The organism is Mycobacterium interjectum (assembly GCF_900078675.2).
In the GTDB taxonomy this organism is placed as follows: domain Bacteria; phylum Actinomycetota; class Actinomycetes; order Mycobacteriales; family Mycobacteriaceae; genus Mycobacterium; species Mycobacterium interjectum.
This window is the reverse complement of record NZ_LT546237.1, coordinates 3,519,387-3,535,668: the sequence shown is the minus strand read 5'-3', so window position 1 is coordinate 3,535,668 and position 16,282 is coordinate 3,519,387. Positions and strand designations below refer to the sequence as shown.

Below are 16,282 nucleotides of genomic sequence, written 5' to 3'. Positions count from 1 at the left end.
GCCACGCAGGGCCTTCGCCGGGCGCCGTCATCCCGTCCTCCCGGTGGTCGCCCTCCCGAGCACTTCATCGGTATCCAGGCCTCGGTCAACACCGTGGGGTATGACGGTTTGGCCCGGCTCCAGCCGGAGCTGTCTGCCGTCGAGATACACGTCGATCTTGTCGGGTTCGAAGGACACCAGATTGGCTACCCGCCCCACCTCCGGCCAGGCGTCGACGTAGGACCAGGCGGCGCGCTTGCGGCCGCCGATGTCGTAATACGAGCAGATCCCCTTGTACGGGCAGAAGGTCTGGAGCGCGACAAGCTCGAGGGCGCTCTCGTCGATGTCCTTCCTGGGCACATACCACCGGGGCGCGAAGCCGGATTCGTACAACGCCAACGGAAGCGTCGTGTCCGCGATCACCCGGTCGCCGACCCGGACGACGAGATGGCGTGAAGTGGAACGGATGTCGATGCGGTGATAGGCGTCGGCGGCATGCCCGACGATTCGGTCGTCTTCCTCGTAGAAGGCGTCCATGGCGCGCCAGGCGAATGCCAGCCGCCCGTCCAGAACCGCCGCGTGCGGCGGCAGCGCGGTGTGTTGCCAGGCGGCGTGACTGGCGTCTCGCTCCGGAACTTTGACGGTGAACCACCGGGTGTCGCCGAGGTCGCGGTGCTGCGTGACCCGGTCTTCGGCGACCATAATTCCCGGCTCGACATCGCCGAGGGGAAAGTAGGCAACCGGGTAGCGGCCCGGTTCGTGTAGCAGGATGACGTCGTCACTTTCGGCGATCCGCCGGTCGGCGAAGCACACCCCCATGCGCCGCCGGAGCGGCTCGACGAACAACAACCGCGGCGGCAGCGGCTGCTCAGTGAGGAAGTGTCCTATCGATCCGGATGCCAATGGTCCTTGCTGCCATGCCAAACCCATCGTCGTATTCCTCTCCCCGAAATCGATTGCTCAGTCGGCTGTTTCGGCTGTGCATCAACCCACCACGACGACCATCTTGCCGCCGGCTTCTCCCGACTCCATGACTCGGTGCGCTTCGCGAATGTCGTCGAAGGAGAAGACACGTGACGGTTTCGCTTCGAGCTTGCCCTCGGCGACCCGTCGGGCAATGCCTTGCAGGGGCACGTCCGACAGCGGGAAACCCGGCATCCCAAATACGAAGCTGCCGAAGAAGTTCCAGTTCACGCCGCTGGCCATGCGCAGCAACGGGTTGAAATCCCCGATGGGGTCCAGCCCGCCCAGCCAGCCCGCCAGGCAGGCCGTGCCGCCGCGACGCAGCATGTCGAGGGAGTCGAGGATGGTGCTGTTCCCGACGAGGTCCAGCACGGCGTCGATCTCCTTTGCCTCCGGGAGCTGCGCGGCAAGGTCGGGCTGCTCCAGCTCGACGCGCGATGCGCCCAGTTCCTCGAGCATGCAAAAGCGTCCGCGGCTCCGCGTGGTGGCGATGACGCGAGCGCCGGCGGCGACGGCCATCTTGAGCGCGGCCTGCCCGAGCGACGACGTCGCGCCGCGCAGCACCAGCGTCTGTCCGGCATCAAGGTCGAGGTTGCGGAAGAGGCATGTCCATCCGACCGCATAGGTTTCGGGCAGCGCCGCCAAGTCCGACCAAGGCAGGTCGGACTCGACGCGTGCGACGTTCGCCGCACGCACGCGGGTGTATTCGGCGTAGCTGCCGTTGATGGTTCGGCCCAAACCGCCCATCAACGCCGCGACCTTCGCTCCGACCGGGAACTCGCCCCCCGGACAGGACTCGACGACGCCGACGCATTCGATGCCGCTGACCTCGGCGGCCTCGGCCCATTCCCCGCGCCGCATGTGCATCTCGGCGTGGTTGATTCCGAATCCCTTCACCGCGATCACCACCTCGCCGTCCTTGGGCAGCGGCTTGGGGATGTCGGTGTACACGAGGCTGTCCAGGCCGCCGAAGCCTTTGAGCACGATCGCCCGCATGGTTTCCCCACCCGGCCGCTCGCGCACCATCGACGGCGCGGTGGGTAGGTCGGGTGACTCGGGGGCGGACACTAGCTGCCTCTTCTTTCGGATATCTCGACAGGTGACGCGGCACTGGCCCCGATCACGCCCCGCCGTACGCACATGTTGAATGGGCCAACTAACCCAATATTATGGGCCAGAAGACCCAATATGTCCAGGGTGGGCCGCCGGTAATCCGGTCAGGATTTAGCTGGGCGGCGCGCCCTGCGCGGCGCGGGAGGCGCCGCGAATAAGCGCACGTAGTCGACGCCGGCGTTGACAGCGACCCGCAGCGGGTCGGGATCACCGGTCGCGTAGGTGACCATCGCGCCGCCCTGGTGTGCGACAACCAGCGACACGGCCAGGTGTCGCGGGTCGGCGTCGGGGCGCAGGTCGCCACGGCGCTGCATCGCCGTGAGGCCGGCCTGAAACAGCCCGATCCACTGGTCGTAGCCGGTGGAAAGATCGTCGTGCAGCTCATCGTCGGCGTCGATCAGCTCACCGGCCAACGAGCCGTAGACGCAACCGCCGACGCGGTACACGGCGTCGATGTCGGCCACGCACGCATCGGCCCACGCCTGCAGAGCATCGATGCTGTCGAGCCCGCCCAACGACGGTTGGGTATGGAAGGCCCGTACATCGTCGCGCCGGGCGGCGACGACGTGGCGGGTCAGGTCGCGTTTGTCGTCGAAGTAGTGCGAGATCTGCGATCCACCCACGCCGGCGAGGCGGCGCACCTGGTCGATGCTGGTGTTGGCGACGCCGCGCTCGAACATCAGGCGGGCGGCGACCCCGACGATCCGGGCCCGGGTCGCCATTCCCTTGCGGGTGAACCGCGCTGCACCGTCGTCAGCCATGTCGGCGCCCGCGGCGACCCCGGGCGGGCCGCGGAACCCGTTCGGCGGCATCGGTGGCGAACGTCCGCAGATAGTTGACCGCGAAGCGGACGGCGTCGGCGTGCGGCCATTCCGCCCGATAGGTGAAGGCCAGGGTGCCTCCCCCCTGGTGAGCGCTGACGATGACCAGCGCCACCCGTCGTGGATCGGCATCCCGGACCAGCGCGCCGTCGTCTTTCATCCGCTGGATCGCCTCCTCGAGCAGCTCGACCCACTGCCAATAGCCCCACCCCAGCGTCTCGCGCGTTGCTTCGTCGGACTTCGCCAGCTGCGCCACCAGGGCGTGGTAGGTCGGCGTGCCGAAGTATCCGATCTGCCTGAGGTAGCGCAAGTTGAGGTCGATCCAGCGCTCGAAGTCGTCGAATGACCGCAGGCCGTGCAGCCTGGGTTGGCGGTGAAAATCGAGGACCACGCCGATCTGACGCCGGATCACCGCGCGAATAAGTGCGCTCTTGTCGGTGAAATAGTGCGCGAGCTGCGAGCCGCTGACCGACGCCGCCCTGCGCACGTTCTCCATGTTCGACGCGGACAGGCCCTCGGTGACGATCAGCTGGGCGGCCGCATCCACGATTCGGTCACGGGTGGCGCGCCCCTTGGCGGTCAACCGTTGTTCGGCGTGAACATCGGGATGGACCATCGCGACAGGCTAACCCGCGGGCCTCGCGAGCTATGGGATATTCAACCCATTGGTGCCCGCGCGCCCGCGGGCCCATCAGGCGGCCGCGGGGACCTTCGCGAGGAAGTTGCGGATCAGCTCGGCGACTTCGTCCAGTGCGGACTCGAGCAGGAAGTGCCCGCCGTCGAGGAGGTGGATCTCCGCGTCGGGTAAGTCGTCGGCGAACGCCTCGGCGCCGGCGGGGCCGAAGATTTCGTCACCCCGGCCCCACGCCGCCAGCAGCGGCACCCGGGTCGCGCGGAAGTACTCGTGGAGGCGGGGATAGAGCGGGGCGTTGGTGGCGTAGTCGCGCAGCAGCTTCAGCTGCACTTCGTCGTTGCCGGGGCGGGAGATCAGCGCGTAGTCGTGATGCCACGATTCCGGGTCGACCAGGCTCTCGTCGGGGACGCCGGTGAGGTATTGCCACCGGGTGGCGTCGAGCGTGAGGAACTGCCGTACGGCGGCCTCGGTGTCGGGCGTCGGCTCGTTTTGATAGGCCCACACGACCTTCCAGAAGCTGTCGACGAATCCGGCGTCGTAACCGTTTCCGTTCTGGGTGATGATCGCCGTGATGGCGGACGGATCTCGCAGTGCCAGCCGCCAGCCGATGGGCGCGCCGTAGTCCTGTACGTACATGGCGTGTCGATCGATGCCGAGCGAGCGCAGCAGTCCCTCGGTCAGGTCGGTGAGCGCATCGAAGGTGTAGTCGAACTCCTCGACCGGCGGCGCGTCCGAGAGCCCGAAGCCGAGGTGGTCGGGCGCGATCACGTGGTGGCGGTCGGCGAGCGCCGGTATCAGGTTCCGGAACATGTAGGAGCTGGTCGGAAACCCGTGCAAGAGGACTAGCGCGGGGGCGTCGGCGTCGCCGGCCTCGCGGAAGAACAGTCGATGGCCGTCGACGGTGGCGTAGCGATGATGGACGGTCGCCATGGGGAATCCTCCTGGGCTCAGGCGCAATTGGCGTCGAGCGCCAGCGCGGCGTTCGACGAAAGCTCCCGAACCGCGCTGGTGCGATTATGGGTTATCCAACCCATTATGCATCAAAGTGGTCGTGTGCAACAGCCCATGGCACCGGTATGTTGCCGTGCTCATCCGTCCTGGCATATTCTGGGCTGGCTATCCCAGTTCGGGAGATCGGGTGTGTGCCCGCCAGACCGGGGAGCGAGCGCAGGGTGGGTAACGCGTCGCGGGATGACCTAGGCTCTTCCCGGGGCACCAAGGAGACACAGTGGGCAGGCTCGTTTCGATCAACGTGGGCATGCCCAAGGACGTCCAATGGCGGGGCAAAACGGTCTTCACCGGGATATGGAAGACCCCGGTCCAGGGGCCGGTCATGGTGCGCCGCCTCAACCTCGACGGCGACGGCCAGGGCGACCTGGGCGGCCACGGCGGTGAACAGCGCGCGGTCATGGTCTATCAGGTGGAGTCGTACGAGTTCTGGAGGACGTACCTGGGTCGCGACGACCTGGGGCCCGGCCAGTTCGGTGAAAATTTCACCATCACCGGGCTCGGTGACGACGAGGTCTGCATCGGCGACCGCTACCGCATCGGTGAGGCGGAATTCGAGGTCACCCAGCCGCGTGTTACCTGCTTCCGGGTCGGTATGCGCCTGGGCGAACCCAAGATGCCCAATCTGCTTGTCTCCCAGCACCGCCCGGGATTCTATTTCCGGGTGATCAGCGAGGGCACGGTTCGCGCCGGCGACGACATCGTGCGGACCCGGCGTGGCCGTCATGAGCTCAGCGTCGCCGACGTCGACGCGCTGTTGTACCTGCCGAACCGCAACGACGAGCAACTTCGGAAGGTCGTCGACGTCGCCGCGCTCAGCCCCGGCTGGCAACAGTCCTTCCGTGACATGCTGGCCGGGCCAGGGAGCGCCGCGGCGCCTCCGATCGGAGTCGAACCGTCCTGGGCCGGATTTCGCCCGTTGCGGGTCACCCAGATACACCGGGAAAGCCCCCAGGTGCTGTCGATTCGCCTCGAGTCCGAGGACCGCGCCGCCTTGCCCCCGCCGCTACCGGGCCAATACCTGCCGGTGCGGCTTGCCGGAGCCGGCGAACCCGCGCCGCTGCGCAGCTACTCGCTGTCGGGTGACCCCGCCGCGGGGGAGTACCGGATCAGCGTCAAGCGCGAGGATCACGGCCTGGTGAGCCGCTGGCTGCACGCCCACATCCAGCCGGGATCGGTGATCGAGGCGGCCGCGCCGCGCGGCGATTTCTACCTCACCGAGGACAACGGCCCGGTCGTCCTCTTTTCGGCCGGAATCGGCGCCACCCCTGTCCTGGCGATGCTGCACGCGCTGTCGGCGGCCGGTAGCGGCCGCGACGTCTGGTGGCTGCACACCAGCCGCAATCCCGAAACCGAGCCATTTGCAACCGAAGTCACCGCCCTCATCGACCCGTTGCCCCACGCTCATCGTCGCGTCTTCTACACCGAGACGCAGGGCCGCCTCGACCAGGAGTCGATCGCGGCGCTGGGCCTGCCGCCGGAGGCCACCGTCTACCTCTGCGGCCCAACACAATTCATGGCAGACATCCGCGAATACCTCGCGGCCGCCGGCTTGGACCCCGCACGCATTCACAGCGAACTCTTCGGTGCCCTGCCAGCGATCAACCCCGGTGTTGTCGAAACCGGAGAACGCCGAACGCCCCATCCACCCGACGGCACGCCGGGCGCCGGGCCGTCGATCAGCTTCGCGCGCAGCGGGCTGACGGTCAATTGGTCACCGGACTACGCGAGTATCCTCGACCTCGCCGAGGCGTGCGATGTCCCGACGCGTTTCGCCTGCCGAAGCGGTGTGTGCCACGTGTGCGTCACCGGCATCGTTTCGGGGACGACGACATACCTGCAACCACCGCTGGAGGATCCCGGCGAGGGCGAGGTGCTGATCTGCTCGGCCGCGCCGTGCAGTGATCTCGTGTTGGACCTCTGAAGGCCGTCGAGCCGTTATGGGGCGATCGCCAGTTGTCCGCCGTTGGCCTGCACGATCGCGCCGTTGATGTAGCTGGCCTGCGGAGACGCCAAAAACGTGACGGCATTGGCGATTTCGTCGGGCCCGGCTACCCGGCCGAGCGTGGTTACCGTGGCGAAGCTTTCGGCGAGGCCGGGGGTGGCCGCGGTTCCGGGCGTTTCGGTCGGCCCGGCCTGCACAGCATTCACCCGCACCCCGGACCGGCCGAATTCGTCGGCCCAAACCCGGGTCAGCAGTTCGACACCGGCCTTGCTGGCGCCGTACACGCCGCCCATCCGCGCCGGAACCGCGGCGGCAATGGTGCTCAGGTTGACGACGACGCCCCCGCCCCGCGCGGCCATACCGGGCACGAGTTGCGCGACCAAGATGTAGGGGGCGCGCAGGTTGATGTTGATGTGTTCGTCGAAGAACGCGTCGTCGGTGTCGGCGGTTGTCCCGAACTTGTACACACCGGCGTTGTTGATCAGGATGTCGACCGGGCCAACCTCGGCCGCCAGGCGCCGGACGTCGTCGGCCTCGGCAAGGTCGGCCGCGACGAAACGCGCTTTGCCGCCGGCATTTTGGATTTTCTGCACCGTCTCGGCGCCGCGTTCGGCACTGCGCCCGTGCACCACCACCTCGGCGCCGAGCGCGGCGAGTTGCAGCGCGACGGCCCGCCCGATGCCTGCGGTGGCGCCGGTGACCAGTGCAATCGAACCCTCAAGAGTTTTTGTCATCGGAGCCCTCCTCGACGAATTACTGCACATACCGCAGCCAACAGCGCCTCCGCCCACCCATTTAATTCCGCCGCCGGCGGCCGGGCTATCGGCGTTGCTGATGGCGGCCATTAACTAAGCTGAGCGGATAGCGGAAGGAGTTGGCCAGGAACGGCTACCAGCCATGGAGTTGCGAGAACTTAGTGCCTTTGTCGCCGTCGTGGAAGAGGGCGGCATGTCGGCGGCCTCTCGCCGGCTGCACGTGAGCCAATCGGCGATTTCCCAGACCGTGAGCGCTCTCGAGCGCGAAATCGGGGTTCGGCTGCTGGAGCGCGTCAGCACCGGCGTGCGGCCCACCGAGGCGGGCGTGGCCCTGCTCGAGGAGGCGCGCGCCGTCCTGGCCCGGTACCGGCAGGCGGTGCGCACGATGTCCAGCTATGGCGGCGAGGCCAGCGGGGTCATCAGGCTGGGCATCCCGCTGGAGTTGGCCTCGCACGTGCTGCCCGGAGCGCTCGCCAAGTTCGCGGCCGAGGCGCCCGAGACGCGAGTCGTTCCGCGTCATCTATCGACGGCCGCGCAATTCGCCGCACTGCGCGACGACGAGCTCGATGTCGGCCTGGTGCGCGAGCGTCCCACCGGGTCCGAATTCGACGCGATGCTGGTGGCCCGCGAAAGCCTTGGCGTCCTTCTGGATTCGTCGATCGCCGCGGGCCGCGTCGGGCCCGGTGGGATCTCCCTGAACGACCTGAAAGACCTACGGTGGACGGGTTTTCCGCGGTCGAGCAGTCCGGCCTGGTACGACGAGCTCACGGCGGCGCTGCGCAGCCACGGCATCGAAACCGGGCCGCCCGCACCGGACGGGCACGTGCTGATCGCCGACGTGAAGTTCGCCGCGGTGAGTGGCGGTCATGCCTTCGCGCTTGCACCGGCGGACCAGCCTCGACCGTTGCCGGACAACGTGACATGGGCCCCGCTGGTCGGACGCCCCCTGGAGCGCCGCACCTGGGTGGTGTGGCCGGCCGACTCGCGCCGCCGCGATATCGCCCGGCTCGTCGCTTCGTTCGAGCTGCCCGACGACGGTTGAGCAGCCCGGCGAGGCTACCTGACGATCGAGCGGCGCCCGGCGGCACGGAGCGAATCGGCGAGCAGTCCCGTCCGCTATCGCTAACCGCGGTAACGGATATCGATGAATCCGATAGCCGTCGATGAACTCCTACGGCGCCAGGCAGACCGACGCTTCGGCGGTGTAGCACAAGAACGTCAGGGTCTCCTGCAGATATAGCTGCACGGTCTCGGCGTCGTGGCGCAGGTACCCGATCGCGACGTCGGTGCCCAGCTGCAGATCGAAGTCGCCGCCGCGCGTGGTCAGCACGAAGGCGCCGTCGATGGCCGGCGCCCAGATGATGTCCCCGTCCACCAAGCGGTTCAGGTGCTCGCGGATGGGATATCCGTGTTCGGTGGTCTCACTCACCTTGGTGTAGACGTCGGCGGCCAACAGCACCGAGTACGGGCCGTCGACGCCGGCCAGCCGCAGGCCGGTCAACGCCTGCGAGATGACGTCGGGCATGTCGCGGGGATCTTCGGGCAGCGTCAGCGGAGGGTTGGAGCTGCACCCGCGGATGCCGTCGATCGACCCGGCGGCGTAGCCCTCGAAGATGGCGCGGTCCTCGACGAACGCCAGCTTCTTGGCCGCGGCCTTCACCGGGTCCCAGTCGGAGTCCTGCGCGCCCCGTTCGACGTTGTCGATTTCGTAGCGTGACAGGGTGAACGGAACACGCAGGCGGACAAGGGGTTTACTGGCCCGCAGGTGCGCCTCCACGCCATCGGTGGGCGCCTCGACATCGAGCAGCCGGCCGGTGCTGACCGACGCCGTGACCGGCCCACCGGGTTCGCTGACGTCGACGACGCGCCGCCCGGCGATGTGGCGCTTGAAGGTTCGGGTGGCCTCCAATTCGATTTCGGCCCAGGCGGCTTCGGTGACCGGTGCCAGGTCGCGGTAGAGGTTGTTCATCGAGTGGTTCCTTTCAGGCTGCCGATCGCGAGTGAGCCGTCGTCAGATGCCGGGGCGGCCGGCCGCGCCGTCACCAGCGGCGCGGGCAACGGCGGTGGGTCGTCGAGGAAATCGACGGTGGGGGAGAAGAACAGGCCGCCGGTGATCGCGGTGGAGAAGTCCAGGATGCGGTCGGTGTTGCCGGGCGGATCGCCGAGGAACATGTTCTCCAGCATCTGCTCGGTGACCCGCGGCGTTCGTGAATACCCGATGAAGTACGTGCCGTATTCGCCCTTGCCCAGCTCACCGAAGGGCATGTTGTGCCGCAAGATCTTCAGCTCGGTGCCATCGTCGTCTTCGATGACGTTCAGGGCGATGTGGGCGTTGGCCGGCTTGTCGTCGTCGCCGAGTTCGATGTCTTCCAGCTTGGTCCGGCCGATCACCAGTTCCTGCTCGGTGACCGACAGCGCGTTCCACGCCGACATGTCGTGCACGTACTTCTGCACGTGCACGTAGCACGAGCCCGCGAAGTCGGGATCCTCATCACCGATGGCGGTGGCGCTGACGGCCAGTGGGCCATCGGGATTCTCGGTGCCGTCGACGAACCCCAGCAGGTCGCGGTTGTCGAAGTAGCGGAACCCGTGCACCTCGTCGACCACGGTGACCGCGCCGGCCATCGCCCGCAGGATGCGGTCGGCCAGCTCGAAACAGACGTCCAAGCTCTCGGCCCGGATGTGCAACAACAGGTCCCCGGGCGTGGCCGGGGCGGTGTGGCGCGGGCCGTTCAGCGCGGTGAAGGGACGCAGTTCGGCGGGACGCGGCCCGGAAAACAGGCGATCCCAGGCGTCGGAGCCGATCGAGGCGATCGCCGACAACCGTTTCGGCGGCTCGCGGAAGCCGATCGCGCGCACCAATCCGGAGATCTTCGGCAGCGCGTCGTGCACCGTCGCCTCCCCGCCGTCGTCGATGGTGACAACGAGAAACATGGCGGCGGGTGTCAACGGCTGGAGGATGGGTTGCGGCTGGACCGGAGGCACTCTGGCAACCCTAGCGTGAAGTCCTCGGCGCCCGACAGCCATGATGGTCAACATGCCGGCCGGAGCCGCAGGCCTCTGCGAATTCATCGACGCATCCCCGTCGCCGTTTCACGCCTGCGCCACGGCGGCCGCCCGGCTGGCCGCGTCCGGCTACGCCGAACTCGCCGAGACCGACCGTTGGCCCGGGCAACCCGGCCGCTACTTCATCGTGCGGGGCGGCTCGCTGGTCGCCTGGAACTCCGAGGGGGCCGACGGTCCTTTCCGAATCGTCGGCGCGCACACCGACAGCCCCAACCTGCGGGTCAAGCAGCACCCGGACCGGCTGGTCGCCGGCTGGCGGGTGGTGGCGCTGGAGCCGTACGGCGGCGCGTGGCTGAACTCCTGGCTGGACCGCGACCTGGGCATCAGCGGGCGGCTGTCGGTGCGGGACGGGAACGGGATCGACCATCGGCTGGTCCGGATCGACGACCCGATCTTGCGGGTGCCGCAGCTGGCGATCCACTTGGCCGAGGACCGCAAATCCGTGACTCTGGACCCGCAGCGACACGTCAACGCGGTCTGGGGCGTTGGGGAACAACGGGGTTCGTTCATCGACTACGTCGCCGAGCGGGCGGGAGTGGCGGCGAGAGATGTGCTGAGCGCCGACCTGATGACGCACGACCTGACCCCGTCGGCGGTGATCGGCGCCGACGCCGGACTGCTCAGCGCGCCCCGGCTGGACAACCAGGCCAGCTGCTACGCGGGGACGGAGGCGTTGGTCTCCGCCGGCCCGGCGGCGTTCGTGCCGGTGCTGGTGCTCTTCGACCACGAGGAGGTGGGATCGACCTCCGACCGCGGCGCGCAGTCCAACCTGCTGAGCGCCGTGCTGGAGCGGATCGTGTTGGCCGCGGGCGGGGACCGGGAGGACTTCCTGCGCCGGCTGCCGGCGTCGCTGCTGGCCTCGGCCGACATGGCGCACGCCACCCACCCCAACTACCCCGAGCGACACGAGCCCGGCCACCTGATCGAGGTCAACGCCGGGCCGGTGCTCAAGGTGCACCCGAATCTGCGGTATGCCACCGACGGGCGCACCGCGGCGGCGTTCGAGCTGGCCTGCCGGCAGGCCGGGGTCGGGTTGCAACGTTACGAGCACCGCGCCGACCTGCCGTGCGGTTCGACGATCGGGCCGCTGGCCGCAGCGCGGACCGGCATCCCGACCGTCGATATCGGGGCCCCGCAGCTGGCGATGCACTCCGCGCGGGAGTTGATGGGCGCGCACGACGTGGCCGCCTACTCGGCGGCGCTGCAAGCCTTTCTGTCGCCCCGCTGACCTACGATCCGGCCATGACTATCAACGTAGAAATGGTCACGTTCGACTGCAGCGATCCCGCGGGGCTGGCCGGTTGGTGGGCCGAGCAGTTCGGTGGGACGACGCAGGAATTGCTCGCCGACGAGTTCACCGCGGTGACGCTGGGCCAGGGGCCCAAGCTCGGATTCCAGAAGGTGCCCGACCCCACCCCGGGGAAGAACCGCGTCCACCTGGACTTCAGTGCCGCCGACGTCGACGCCGAAGTGGCGCGGCTGACGGCGGCCGGGGCCGACGAGGTCGGCCGGCACAAGTTCGGCGACAACTTCCGCTGGGTGGTGCTGGCCGACCCCGAGGGCAACGTCTTCTGCGTCGTGGGGCAGTGAGTGCGCCCACGGCGTTGGGTGTGCGCCTGGGGCGGGAAAATCGTCGAAAACCCGCACTGGCCTCACACGCAAAGCCGTGAGCGCACACTCGAGCGCCTAGCCCCCGGCACGGATCGGCGGGTCGTAGCGGATGACGTTTTCCACCACGATCCCGTCGCGGGTGCGAACCCGGTCGATGCCCCGGATCTGGAACGTCCCGTCGGGCCCGGTGCCCCGACCAACGTAGTGCAAAAACACCAGCTCCTCGCCCGCGGTGGCGCCGGGGACGGTGGCGCTGTCGATAACTTCGAGCTTCAAATCCGGTGCGGCGTCGAGTAATTCGGCGATCTTGGCCGTGTAGGGCTCGATACCCCGGACCGGCTCGGGGTCGCCCGGCCAGTAGCCCACGATGTCGTCGGCCAGGATGTCGAAGCCGCGCGACATGGTGGGCGCGGCCCAATACGCCGCGAATACCTCGGCGCTGAACTTGGGGGCGGATTGGACGTCGGCCATCGTTCCTCCTTGGTCGGGCGCTCCGGTTGAACGCGTCGTGCCAAGCGTGTCGCGGCGGGATGCGGCGGCACAATTACCTCCGAGGTCATCGCGGCGGGTACGCCGGCGTGGTTACCGTGGCTTGGTGAGCCACGCGGCGGTAGGTGCCCTGTTGCGCGAATGGCGGGAGCGCCGACGGGTGAGTCAGCTCGACCTGTCGCTGACCGTCGGGGTATCGGCGCGGCACCTGAGCTTCATCGAGACGGGGCGGTCGCGGCCCAGCCCGGAGATGGTGCTTGCCCTCGCCGAGGGCCTCGATGTTCCACTGCGGGAACGCAATACGCTGCTGCTCGCGGCCGGGTTCGCGCCCCGTTACCAGTCGCGTTCGCTCGAGGATGCCGCGCTGTCCCCGGCCCGTGACGCGGTGCAGCGCCTCCTCGATGCGCACGACCCCTATCCCGGAATCGTGATCGACCGCTGCTGGAACATCCTGGGCAGCAACGCCGCGGCGTCCGCCCTTACCGCCGGCCTGCCCGACCATCTGCTCGGCCCGCCGGCCAACGTCTACCGGCTGTCGCTGCACCCCGACGGCCGCGCCGGGCGGACCCTGAATTTCCCGGAATGGGCGGGCTACCTGCTGCACCAGCTCCGGCGCACGATCGCGCTCACCGGCGACGCGGGATTGCAGGCGCTCGACGACGAGGTGCGCGCGTATCCGGGAGTCGCGAGCGCCGCCACAGCGCGTAGCGCGCCGCCGGACAGCGCCGGCGCGCTGCTCATCCCCTTCGTGCTGGATGTCGGCGGCGGGCAGCCATTATCGATGTTCACGACACTGACGACGTTTGGGACCCCGCTCGACGTCACGCTCGCCGAACTGGCGGTCGAGCTGTTCTATCCGGCCGACGCCGAAAGCGCCAAGCTGCTGCACGGCAGGTAGCGCTCTTACACTGTTCGGGTGACTGTCTCCGGGGCGAGCGCGCGCACCCACACCATCGACACCGTCGAACACGCCGCCACAACACCCGACCAGCCGCAACCGTTTCACGAACTGGGCCTCAAGGACGACGAGTACCAGCGGATCCGCGAGATCTTGGGCCGCCGGCCCACCGACACCGAGCTGGCGATGTACTCGGTGATGTGGAGCGAGCACTGCTCCTACAAGTCCTCTAAGGTGCACCTGCGCTACTTCGGCGAAACCACCACCGACGCGATGCGCGCGGGCATGCTCGCCGGCATCGGCGAGAACGCCGGCGTCGTCGACATCGGCGACGGCTGGGCGGTCACCTTCAAGGTGGAATCGCACAACCATCCGTCCTACGTCGAGCCCTACCAGGGCGCGGCCACCGGCGTGGGCGGCATCGTGCGCGACATCATGGCGATGGGCGCGCGACCGGTCGCGGTGATGGACCAGCTGCGNCGCGGCCACCGGCGTGGGCGGCATCGTGCGCGACATCATGGCGATGGGCGCGCGACCGGTCGCGGTGATGGACCAGCTGCGGTTCGGCGCCGCCGATGCGCCCGACACCCGGCGCGTGGTCGACGGCGTGGTCCGCGGCATCGGCGGTTACGGCAACTCGCTGGGCCTGCCCAACATCGGCGGCGAGACCGTTTTCGACGCGTGCTATGCCGGAAACCCGTTGGTGAACGCGATGTGTGTGGGCGTGTTGCGCCAGGAGGACCTGCATTTGGCGTTCGCCTCCGGTGTGGGGAACAAGATCATCCTGTTCGGCGCGCGGACGGGACTCGACGGCATCGGCGGGGTGTCGGTGCTGGCGTCGGACACGTTCGACAGCACCGGATCCCGCAAGAAGCTGCCCTCGGTTCAGGTCGGTGACCCCTTCATGGAGAAGGTTCTCATCGAGTGCTGCCTCGAGCTGTACGCGGGCGGGCTGGTGATCGGCATCCAGGACCTCGGTGGTGCCGGATTAGCTTGCGCCACTTCTGAATTGGCATCGGCCGGGGACGGCGGGATGGCGGTGCAACTCGACACGGTGCCGCTGCGGGCCAAGGAGATGACCGCCGCCGAGGTGCTCTGCAGCGAGTCGCAGGAGCGCATGTGCGCGGTGGTGGCGCCGGAGAACGTGGACGCCTTCATGACGGTGTGCCGCAAGTGGGAGGTGCTGGCCACCGTCATCGGCGAGGTCACCGACGGCGACCGGTTGCGGATCACCTGGCGCGGCGAGACCGTCGTCGACGTGCCACCGCGGACCGTGGCCCACGAGGGGCCGGTGTATCAGCGGCCCGTCGCGCGCCCCGATTCCCAGGACGCCCTGAACGCGGACCGATCGACGGGTCTGCCGCGTCCGTCCACCGGTGACGAGCTGCGCGCGACTTTGCTTGCGCTGCTGGGCAGTCCGCACCTGTGCAGCCGCGCGTTCATCACCGAGCAGTACGACCGCTACGTGCGCGGCAACACCGTGCTGGCCGAGCATGCCGACGGCGGCGTGCTGCGCGTCGACGAGTCGACCGGTCGCGGCATCGCGGTGTCGACCGACGCGTCGGGGCGCTACACGCTGCTTGACCCCTACGCCGGGGCCCAGCTCGCGCTGGCCGAGGCGTACCGCAACGTCGCCGTCACCGGCGCGACCCCGGTCGCGGTGACCAACTGCCTCAACTTCGGTTCGCCCGAGGACCCGGGGGTGATGTGGCAGTTCTCGCAGGCGGTGCGCGGCCTGGCCGATGGCTGTGCGGCCCTTGGGATTCCGGTGACCGGCGGCAACGTCAGCTTTTACAACCAAACCGGGTCGGCGGCGATCCTGCCCACGCCGGTGGTGGGCGTGCTCGGCGTGATCGATGACGTCAGTCGGCGCATCCCCACCGGCCTGGGCACCGAACCGGGCGAAACCCTGATGCTGCTGGGCGACACGCGCGACGAGTTCGACGGTTCCGTCTGGGCGCAGGTGACCGCCGACCACCTGGGCGGGCTGCCGCCCCGGGTCGACCTGGCGCGCGAGAAGCTGCTGGCCGAGGTGCTGGCCTCGGCGTCGCGCGACGGGCTGGTTTCCGCCGCGCACGACCTGTCCGAGGGCGGCCTCGCCCAGGCCATCGTGGAGTCGGCGCTGGCGGGTGAAACCGGTTGCCGCATCGTGCTTCCCGAGGACACCGACCCCTTTGTGATGTTGTTCTCGGAGTCGGCGGGCCGGGTGCTGGCGGCGGTGCCGCGCACCGAGGAGAGTCGGTTCCGCTCGATGTGCGAGGCGCGGGGGCTGCCCGCGGTGCGGATCGGCGTCGTCGATCAGGGCTCGGACGCGGTGGAGGTTCAGGGCTTGTTCACGGTGTCCCTGGCGCAACTGCGCGAGACGTCAGAGTCGGTGCTGCCGCGTTTTTTTGGATGAGGCGGCTTAACGCGCTTGCGTTGGCCGCGGCGCTCGTCGGCTGGAGCGTCATCAGTCCGCGGCTACCGCCCGCGTGGCGCGCCACCCTGCAGGCGGTTGTGGGCGCGTTGCTGATTGCGGCGACGCGTGCGCCACTGGGTCTTCGGCCGCCGGAATTGCGCGCCGGCGCGCGGCTTGGGTTGGCGGCAGGGGCGGTGGCGACGACCACGATCGCCGCCACGACGGCGGTACCCCCGGTGCGCGCCGGGATGGCCGTGCGCGAGCCGCCGGCGTCCGTGCCCGTGTGGCTGTTGCTGCGGATCCCGTTCGGCACGGTCTGGGCCGAGGAGGCGGCCTTTCGCGCGGCGCTGGGCGCCGCGGGCGCTGCCGCGTTCGGCAGCCGCAGCGGAAGGTTGCTGCAGGCGAGCGCCTTTGGCCTGTCTCATATCGCCGACGCCCGCGCGGCGGGCGACCCGGTGGTGCTGACCGTGCTGGTCACCGGCGTCGCGGGCTGGTTATTCGGCTGGCTTGCCGAGCGCTCCGGCAGCCTCGCCGCGCCGATGCTGGCGCATCTGGCGATCAACGAGGCCGGCGCGATCGCCACGCTGACCGTGCGACCCTAG

15 protein-coding genes and 1 pseudogene are annotated in these 16,282 nt (G+C 68.7%); 7 read left to right on the top strand and 9 right to left on the bottom strand.

What is annotated here, in order from left to right:
- Positions 1-27 precede the first annotated feature (27 nt).
- The 5 genes from BN4348_RS51440 to BN4348_RS51420 all read right to left on the bottom strand — a co-directional run bounded on the left by BN4348_RS51440 (position 28) and on the right by BN4348_RS51420 (position 4,440).
- On the bottom strand, positions 28-909 hold the full coding sequence (locus tag BN4348_RS51440; protein WP_066916017.1) for a DUF427 domain-containing protein: 882 nt from the start codon (positions 907-909) through the stop codon (positions 28-30).
- A 54-nt stretch (positions 910-963) separates the two neighbouring features.
- Complete coding sequence (locus BN4348_RS51435) at positions 964-2,010, bottom strand: zinc-binding alcohol dehydrogenase family protein (RefSeq protein WP_066916015.1); 1,047 nt, start codon at positions 2,008-2,010, stop codon at positions 964-966.
- 149 nt (positions 2,011-2,159) lie between these two features.
- Positions 2,160-2,816 (bottom strand): TetR/AcrR family transcriptional regulator, encoded by a 657-nt coding sequence (locus BN4348_RS51430; protein ID WP_066916094.1) that lies wholly within the window; start codon positions 2,814-2,816, stop codon positions 2,160-2,162.
- Positions 2,809-3,492, bottom strand: a complete 684-nt coding sequence (locus BN4348_RS51425) for a TetR/AcrR family transcriptional regulator (protein WP_066916013.1) — start codon at positions 3,490-3,492, stop codon at positions 2,809-2,811. Before BN4348_RS51425 ends, BN4348_RS51430 begins: the two co-directional genes overlap by 8 nt.
- A 75-nt stretch (positions 3,493-3,567) precedes the next feature.
- Positions 3,568-4,440: an alpha/beta fold hydrolase gene (locus BN4348_RS51420; RefSeq protein ID WP_066916011.1), complete on the bottom strand. Its 873-nt coding sequence runs from the start codon at positions 4,438-4,440 to the stop codon at positions 3,568-3,570.
- 298 nt (positions 4,441-4,738) lie between these two features.
- Here BN4348_RS51420 and BN4348_RS51415 point away from each other — a divergent pair, with 298 nt between their 5' ends.
- Positions 4,739-6,442: an MOSC and FAD-binding oxidoreductase domain-containing protein gene (locus BN4348_RS51415; protein WP_066916009.1), complete on the top strand. Its 1,704-nt coding sequence runs from the start codon at positions 4,739-4,741 to the stop codon at positions 6,440-6,442.
- 14 nt (positions 6,443-6,456) lie between these two features.
- Here the strand turns inward: BN4348_RS51415 and BN4348_RS51410 are convergent, their stop codons facing one another.
- Positions 6,457-7,197, bottom strand: coding sequence for an SDR family NAD(P)-dependent oxidoreductase (locus BN4348_RS51410; protein ID WP_066916007.1), 741 nt, complete (start codon positions 7,195-7,197; stop codon positions 6,457-6,459).
- 163 nt (positions 7,198-7,360) lie between these two features.
- Between BN4348_RS51410 and BN4348_RS51405 the strand changes: the two genes are divergently transcribed.
- Positions 7,361-8,260, top strand: coding sequence for a LysR family transcriptional regulator (locus tag BN4348_RS51405; RefSeq protein WP_066916005.1), 900 nt, complete (start codon positions 7,361-7,363; stop codon positions 8,258-8,260).
- Between the two features lie 129 nt (positions 8,261-8,389).
- Here the strand turns inward: BN4348_RS51405 and BN4348_RS51400 are convergent, their stop codons facing one another.
- Positions 8,390-9,187, bottom strand: coding sequence for a family 1 encapsulin nanocompartment shell protein (locus BN4348_RS51400; RefSeq protein WP_066916003.1), 798 nt, complete (start codon positions 9,185-9,187; stop codon positions 8,390-8,392).
- Complete coding sequence (locus BN4348_RS51395) at positions 9,184-10,245, bottom strand: Dyp-type peroxidase (RefSeq protein WP_211145754.1); 1,062 nt, start codon at positions 10,243-10,245, stop codon at positions 9,184-9,186. The genes BN4348_RS51400 and BN4348_RS51395 overlap by 4 nt, the downstream gene beginning before the upstream one ends.
- A 10-nt stretch (positions 10,246-10,255) precedes the next feature.
- Here BN4348_RS51395 and BN4348_RS51390 point away from each other — a divergent pair, with 10 nt between their 5' ends.
- Positions 10,256-11,512: a M18 family aminopeptidase gene (locus BN4348_RS51390; protein WP_167670478.1), complete on the top strand. Its 1,257-nt coding sequence runs from the start codon at positions 10,256-10,258 to the stop codon at positions 11,510-11,512.
- 14 nt (positions 11,513-11,526) lie between these two features.
- Positions 11,527-11,874, top strand: coding sequence for a VOC family protein (locus tag BN4348_RS51385; protein ID WP_066915997.1), 348 nt, complete (start codon positions 11,527-11,529; stop codon positions 11,872-11,874).
- 96 nt (positions 11,875-11,970) lie between these two features.
- On the opposite strand, the gene BN4348_RS51380 is transcribed toward BN4348_RS51385, so the two are convergent.
- Positions 11,971-12,366, bottom strand: coding sequence for a nuclear transport factor 2 family protein (locus tag BN4348_RS51380; RefSeq protein ID WP_066915995.1), 396 nt, complete (start codon positions 12,364-12,366; stop codon positions 11,971-11,973).
- 124 nt (positions 12,367-12,490) lie between these two features.
- On the opposite strand from BN4348_RS51380, the gene BN4348_RS51375 reads away from it, so the two are divergent.
- The 3 genes and pseudogenes from BN4348_RS51375 to BN4348_RS51365 all read left to right on the top strand — a co-directional run bounded on the left by BN4348_RS51375 (position 12,491) and on the right by BN4348_RS51365 (position 16,282).
- Positions 12,491-13,282 carry a helix-turn-helix domain-containing protein gene (locus BN4348_RS51375; RefSeq protein ID WP_066915993.1) on the top strand — a complete coding sequence of 264 codons (792 nt, stop codon included), beginning with the start codon at positions 12,491-12,493 and terminating at the stop codon, positions 13,280-13,282.
- Positions 13,283-13,300: 18 nt separating this feature from the next.
- Positions 13,301-15,680: pseudogene (gene purL / locus BN4348_RS51370) on the top strand (phosphoribosylformylglycinamidine synthase subunit PurL).
- Positions 15,677-16,282 (top strand): Rv0804 family intramembrane glutamic endopeptidase, encoded by a 606-nt coding sequence (locus BN4348_RS51365; protein WP_066915991.1) that lies wholly within the window; start codon positions 15,677-15,679, stop codon positions 16,280-16,282. Before purL ends, BN4348_RS51365 begins: the two are co-directional and overlap by 4 nt.

What these genes read in the sequence shown, in the direction of transcription:
- BN4348_RS51440 (WP_066916017.1), bottom strand. Translation starts at nt 909, where the DNA reads ATGGGTTTGGCATGGCAGCAAGGACCATTGGCATCCGGATCGATAGGA.
- BN4348_RS51430 (WP_066916094.1), bottom strand. Translation starts at nt 2,816, where the DNA reads ATGGCTGACGACGGTGCAGCGCGGTTCACCCGCAAGGGAATGGCGACC.
- BN4348_RS51425 (WP_066916013.1), bottom strand. Translation starts at nt 3,492, where the DNA reads ATGGTCCATCCCGATGTTCACGCCGAACAACGGTTGACCGCCAAGGGG.
- BN4348_RS51420 (WP_066916011.1), bottom strand. Translation starts at nt 4,440, where the DNA reads ATGGCGACCGTCCATCATCGCTACGCCACCGTCGACGGCCATCGACTG.
- BN4348_RS51410 (WP_066916007.1), bottom strand. Translation starts at nt 7,197, where the DNA reads ATGACAAAAACTCTTGAGGGTTCGATTGCACTGGTCACCGGCGCCACC.
- BN4348_RS51405 (WP_066916005.1), top strand. Translation starts at nt 7,361, where the DNA reads ATGGAGTTGCGAGAACTTAGTGCCTTTGTCGCCGTCGTGGAAGAGGGC.
- BN4348_RS51400 (WP_066916003.1), bottom strand. Translation starts at nt 9,187, where the DNA reads ATGAACAACCTCTACCGCGACCTGGCACCGGTCACCGAAGCCGCCTGG.
- BN4348_RS51395 (WP_211145754.1), bottom strand. Translation starts at nt 10,245, where the DNA reads ATGGCTGTCGGGCGCCGAGGACTTCACGCTAGGGTTGCCAGAGTGCCT.
- BN4348_RS51390 (WP_167670478.1), top strand. Translation starts at nt 10,256, where the DNA reads ATGCCGGCCGGAGCCGCAGGCCTCTGCGAATTCATCGACGCATCCCCG.
- BN4348_RS51385 (WP_066915997.1), top strand. Translation starts at nt 11,527, where the DNA reads ATGACTATCAACGTAGAAATGGTCACGTTCGACTGCAGCGATCCCGCG.
- BN4348_RS51380 (WP_066915995.1), bottom strand. Translation starts at nt 12,366, where the DNA reads ATGGCCGACGTCCAATCCGCCCCCAAGTTCAGCGCCGAGGTATTCGCG.
- BN4348_RS51365 (WP_066915991.1), top strand. Translation starts at nt 15,677, where the DNA reads ATGAGGCGGCTTAACGCGCTTGCGTTGGCCGCGGCGCTCGTCGGCTGG.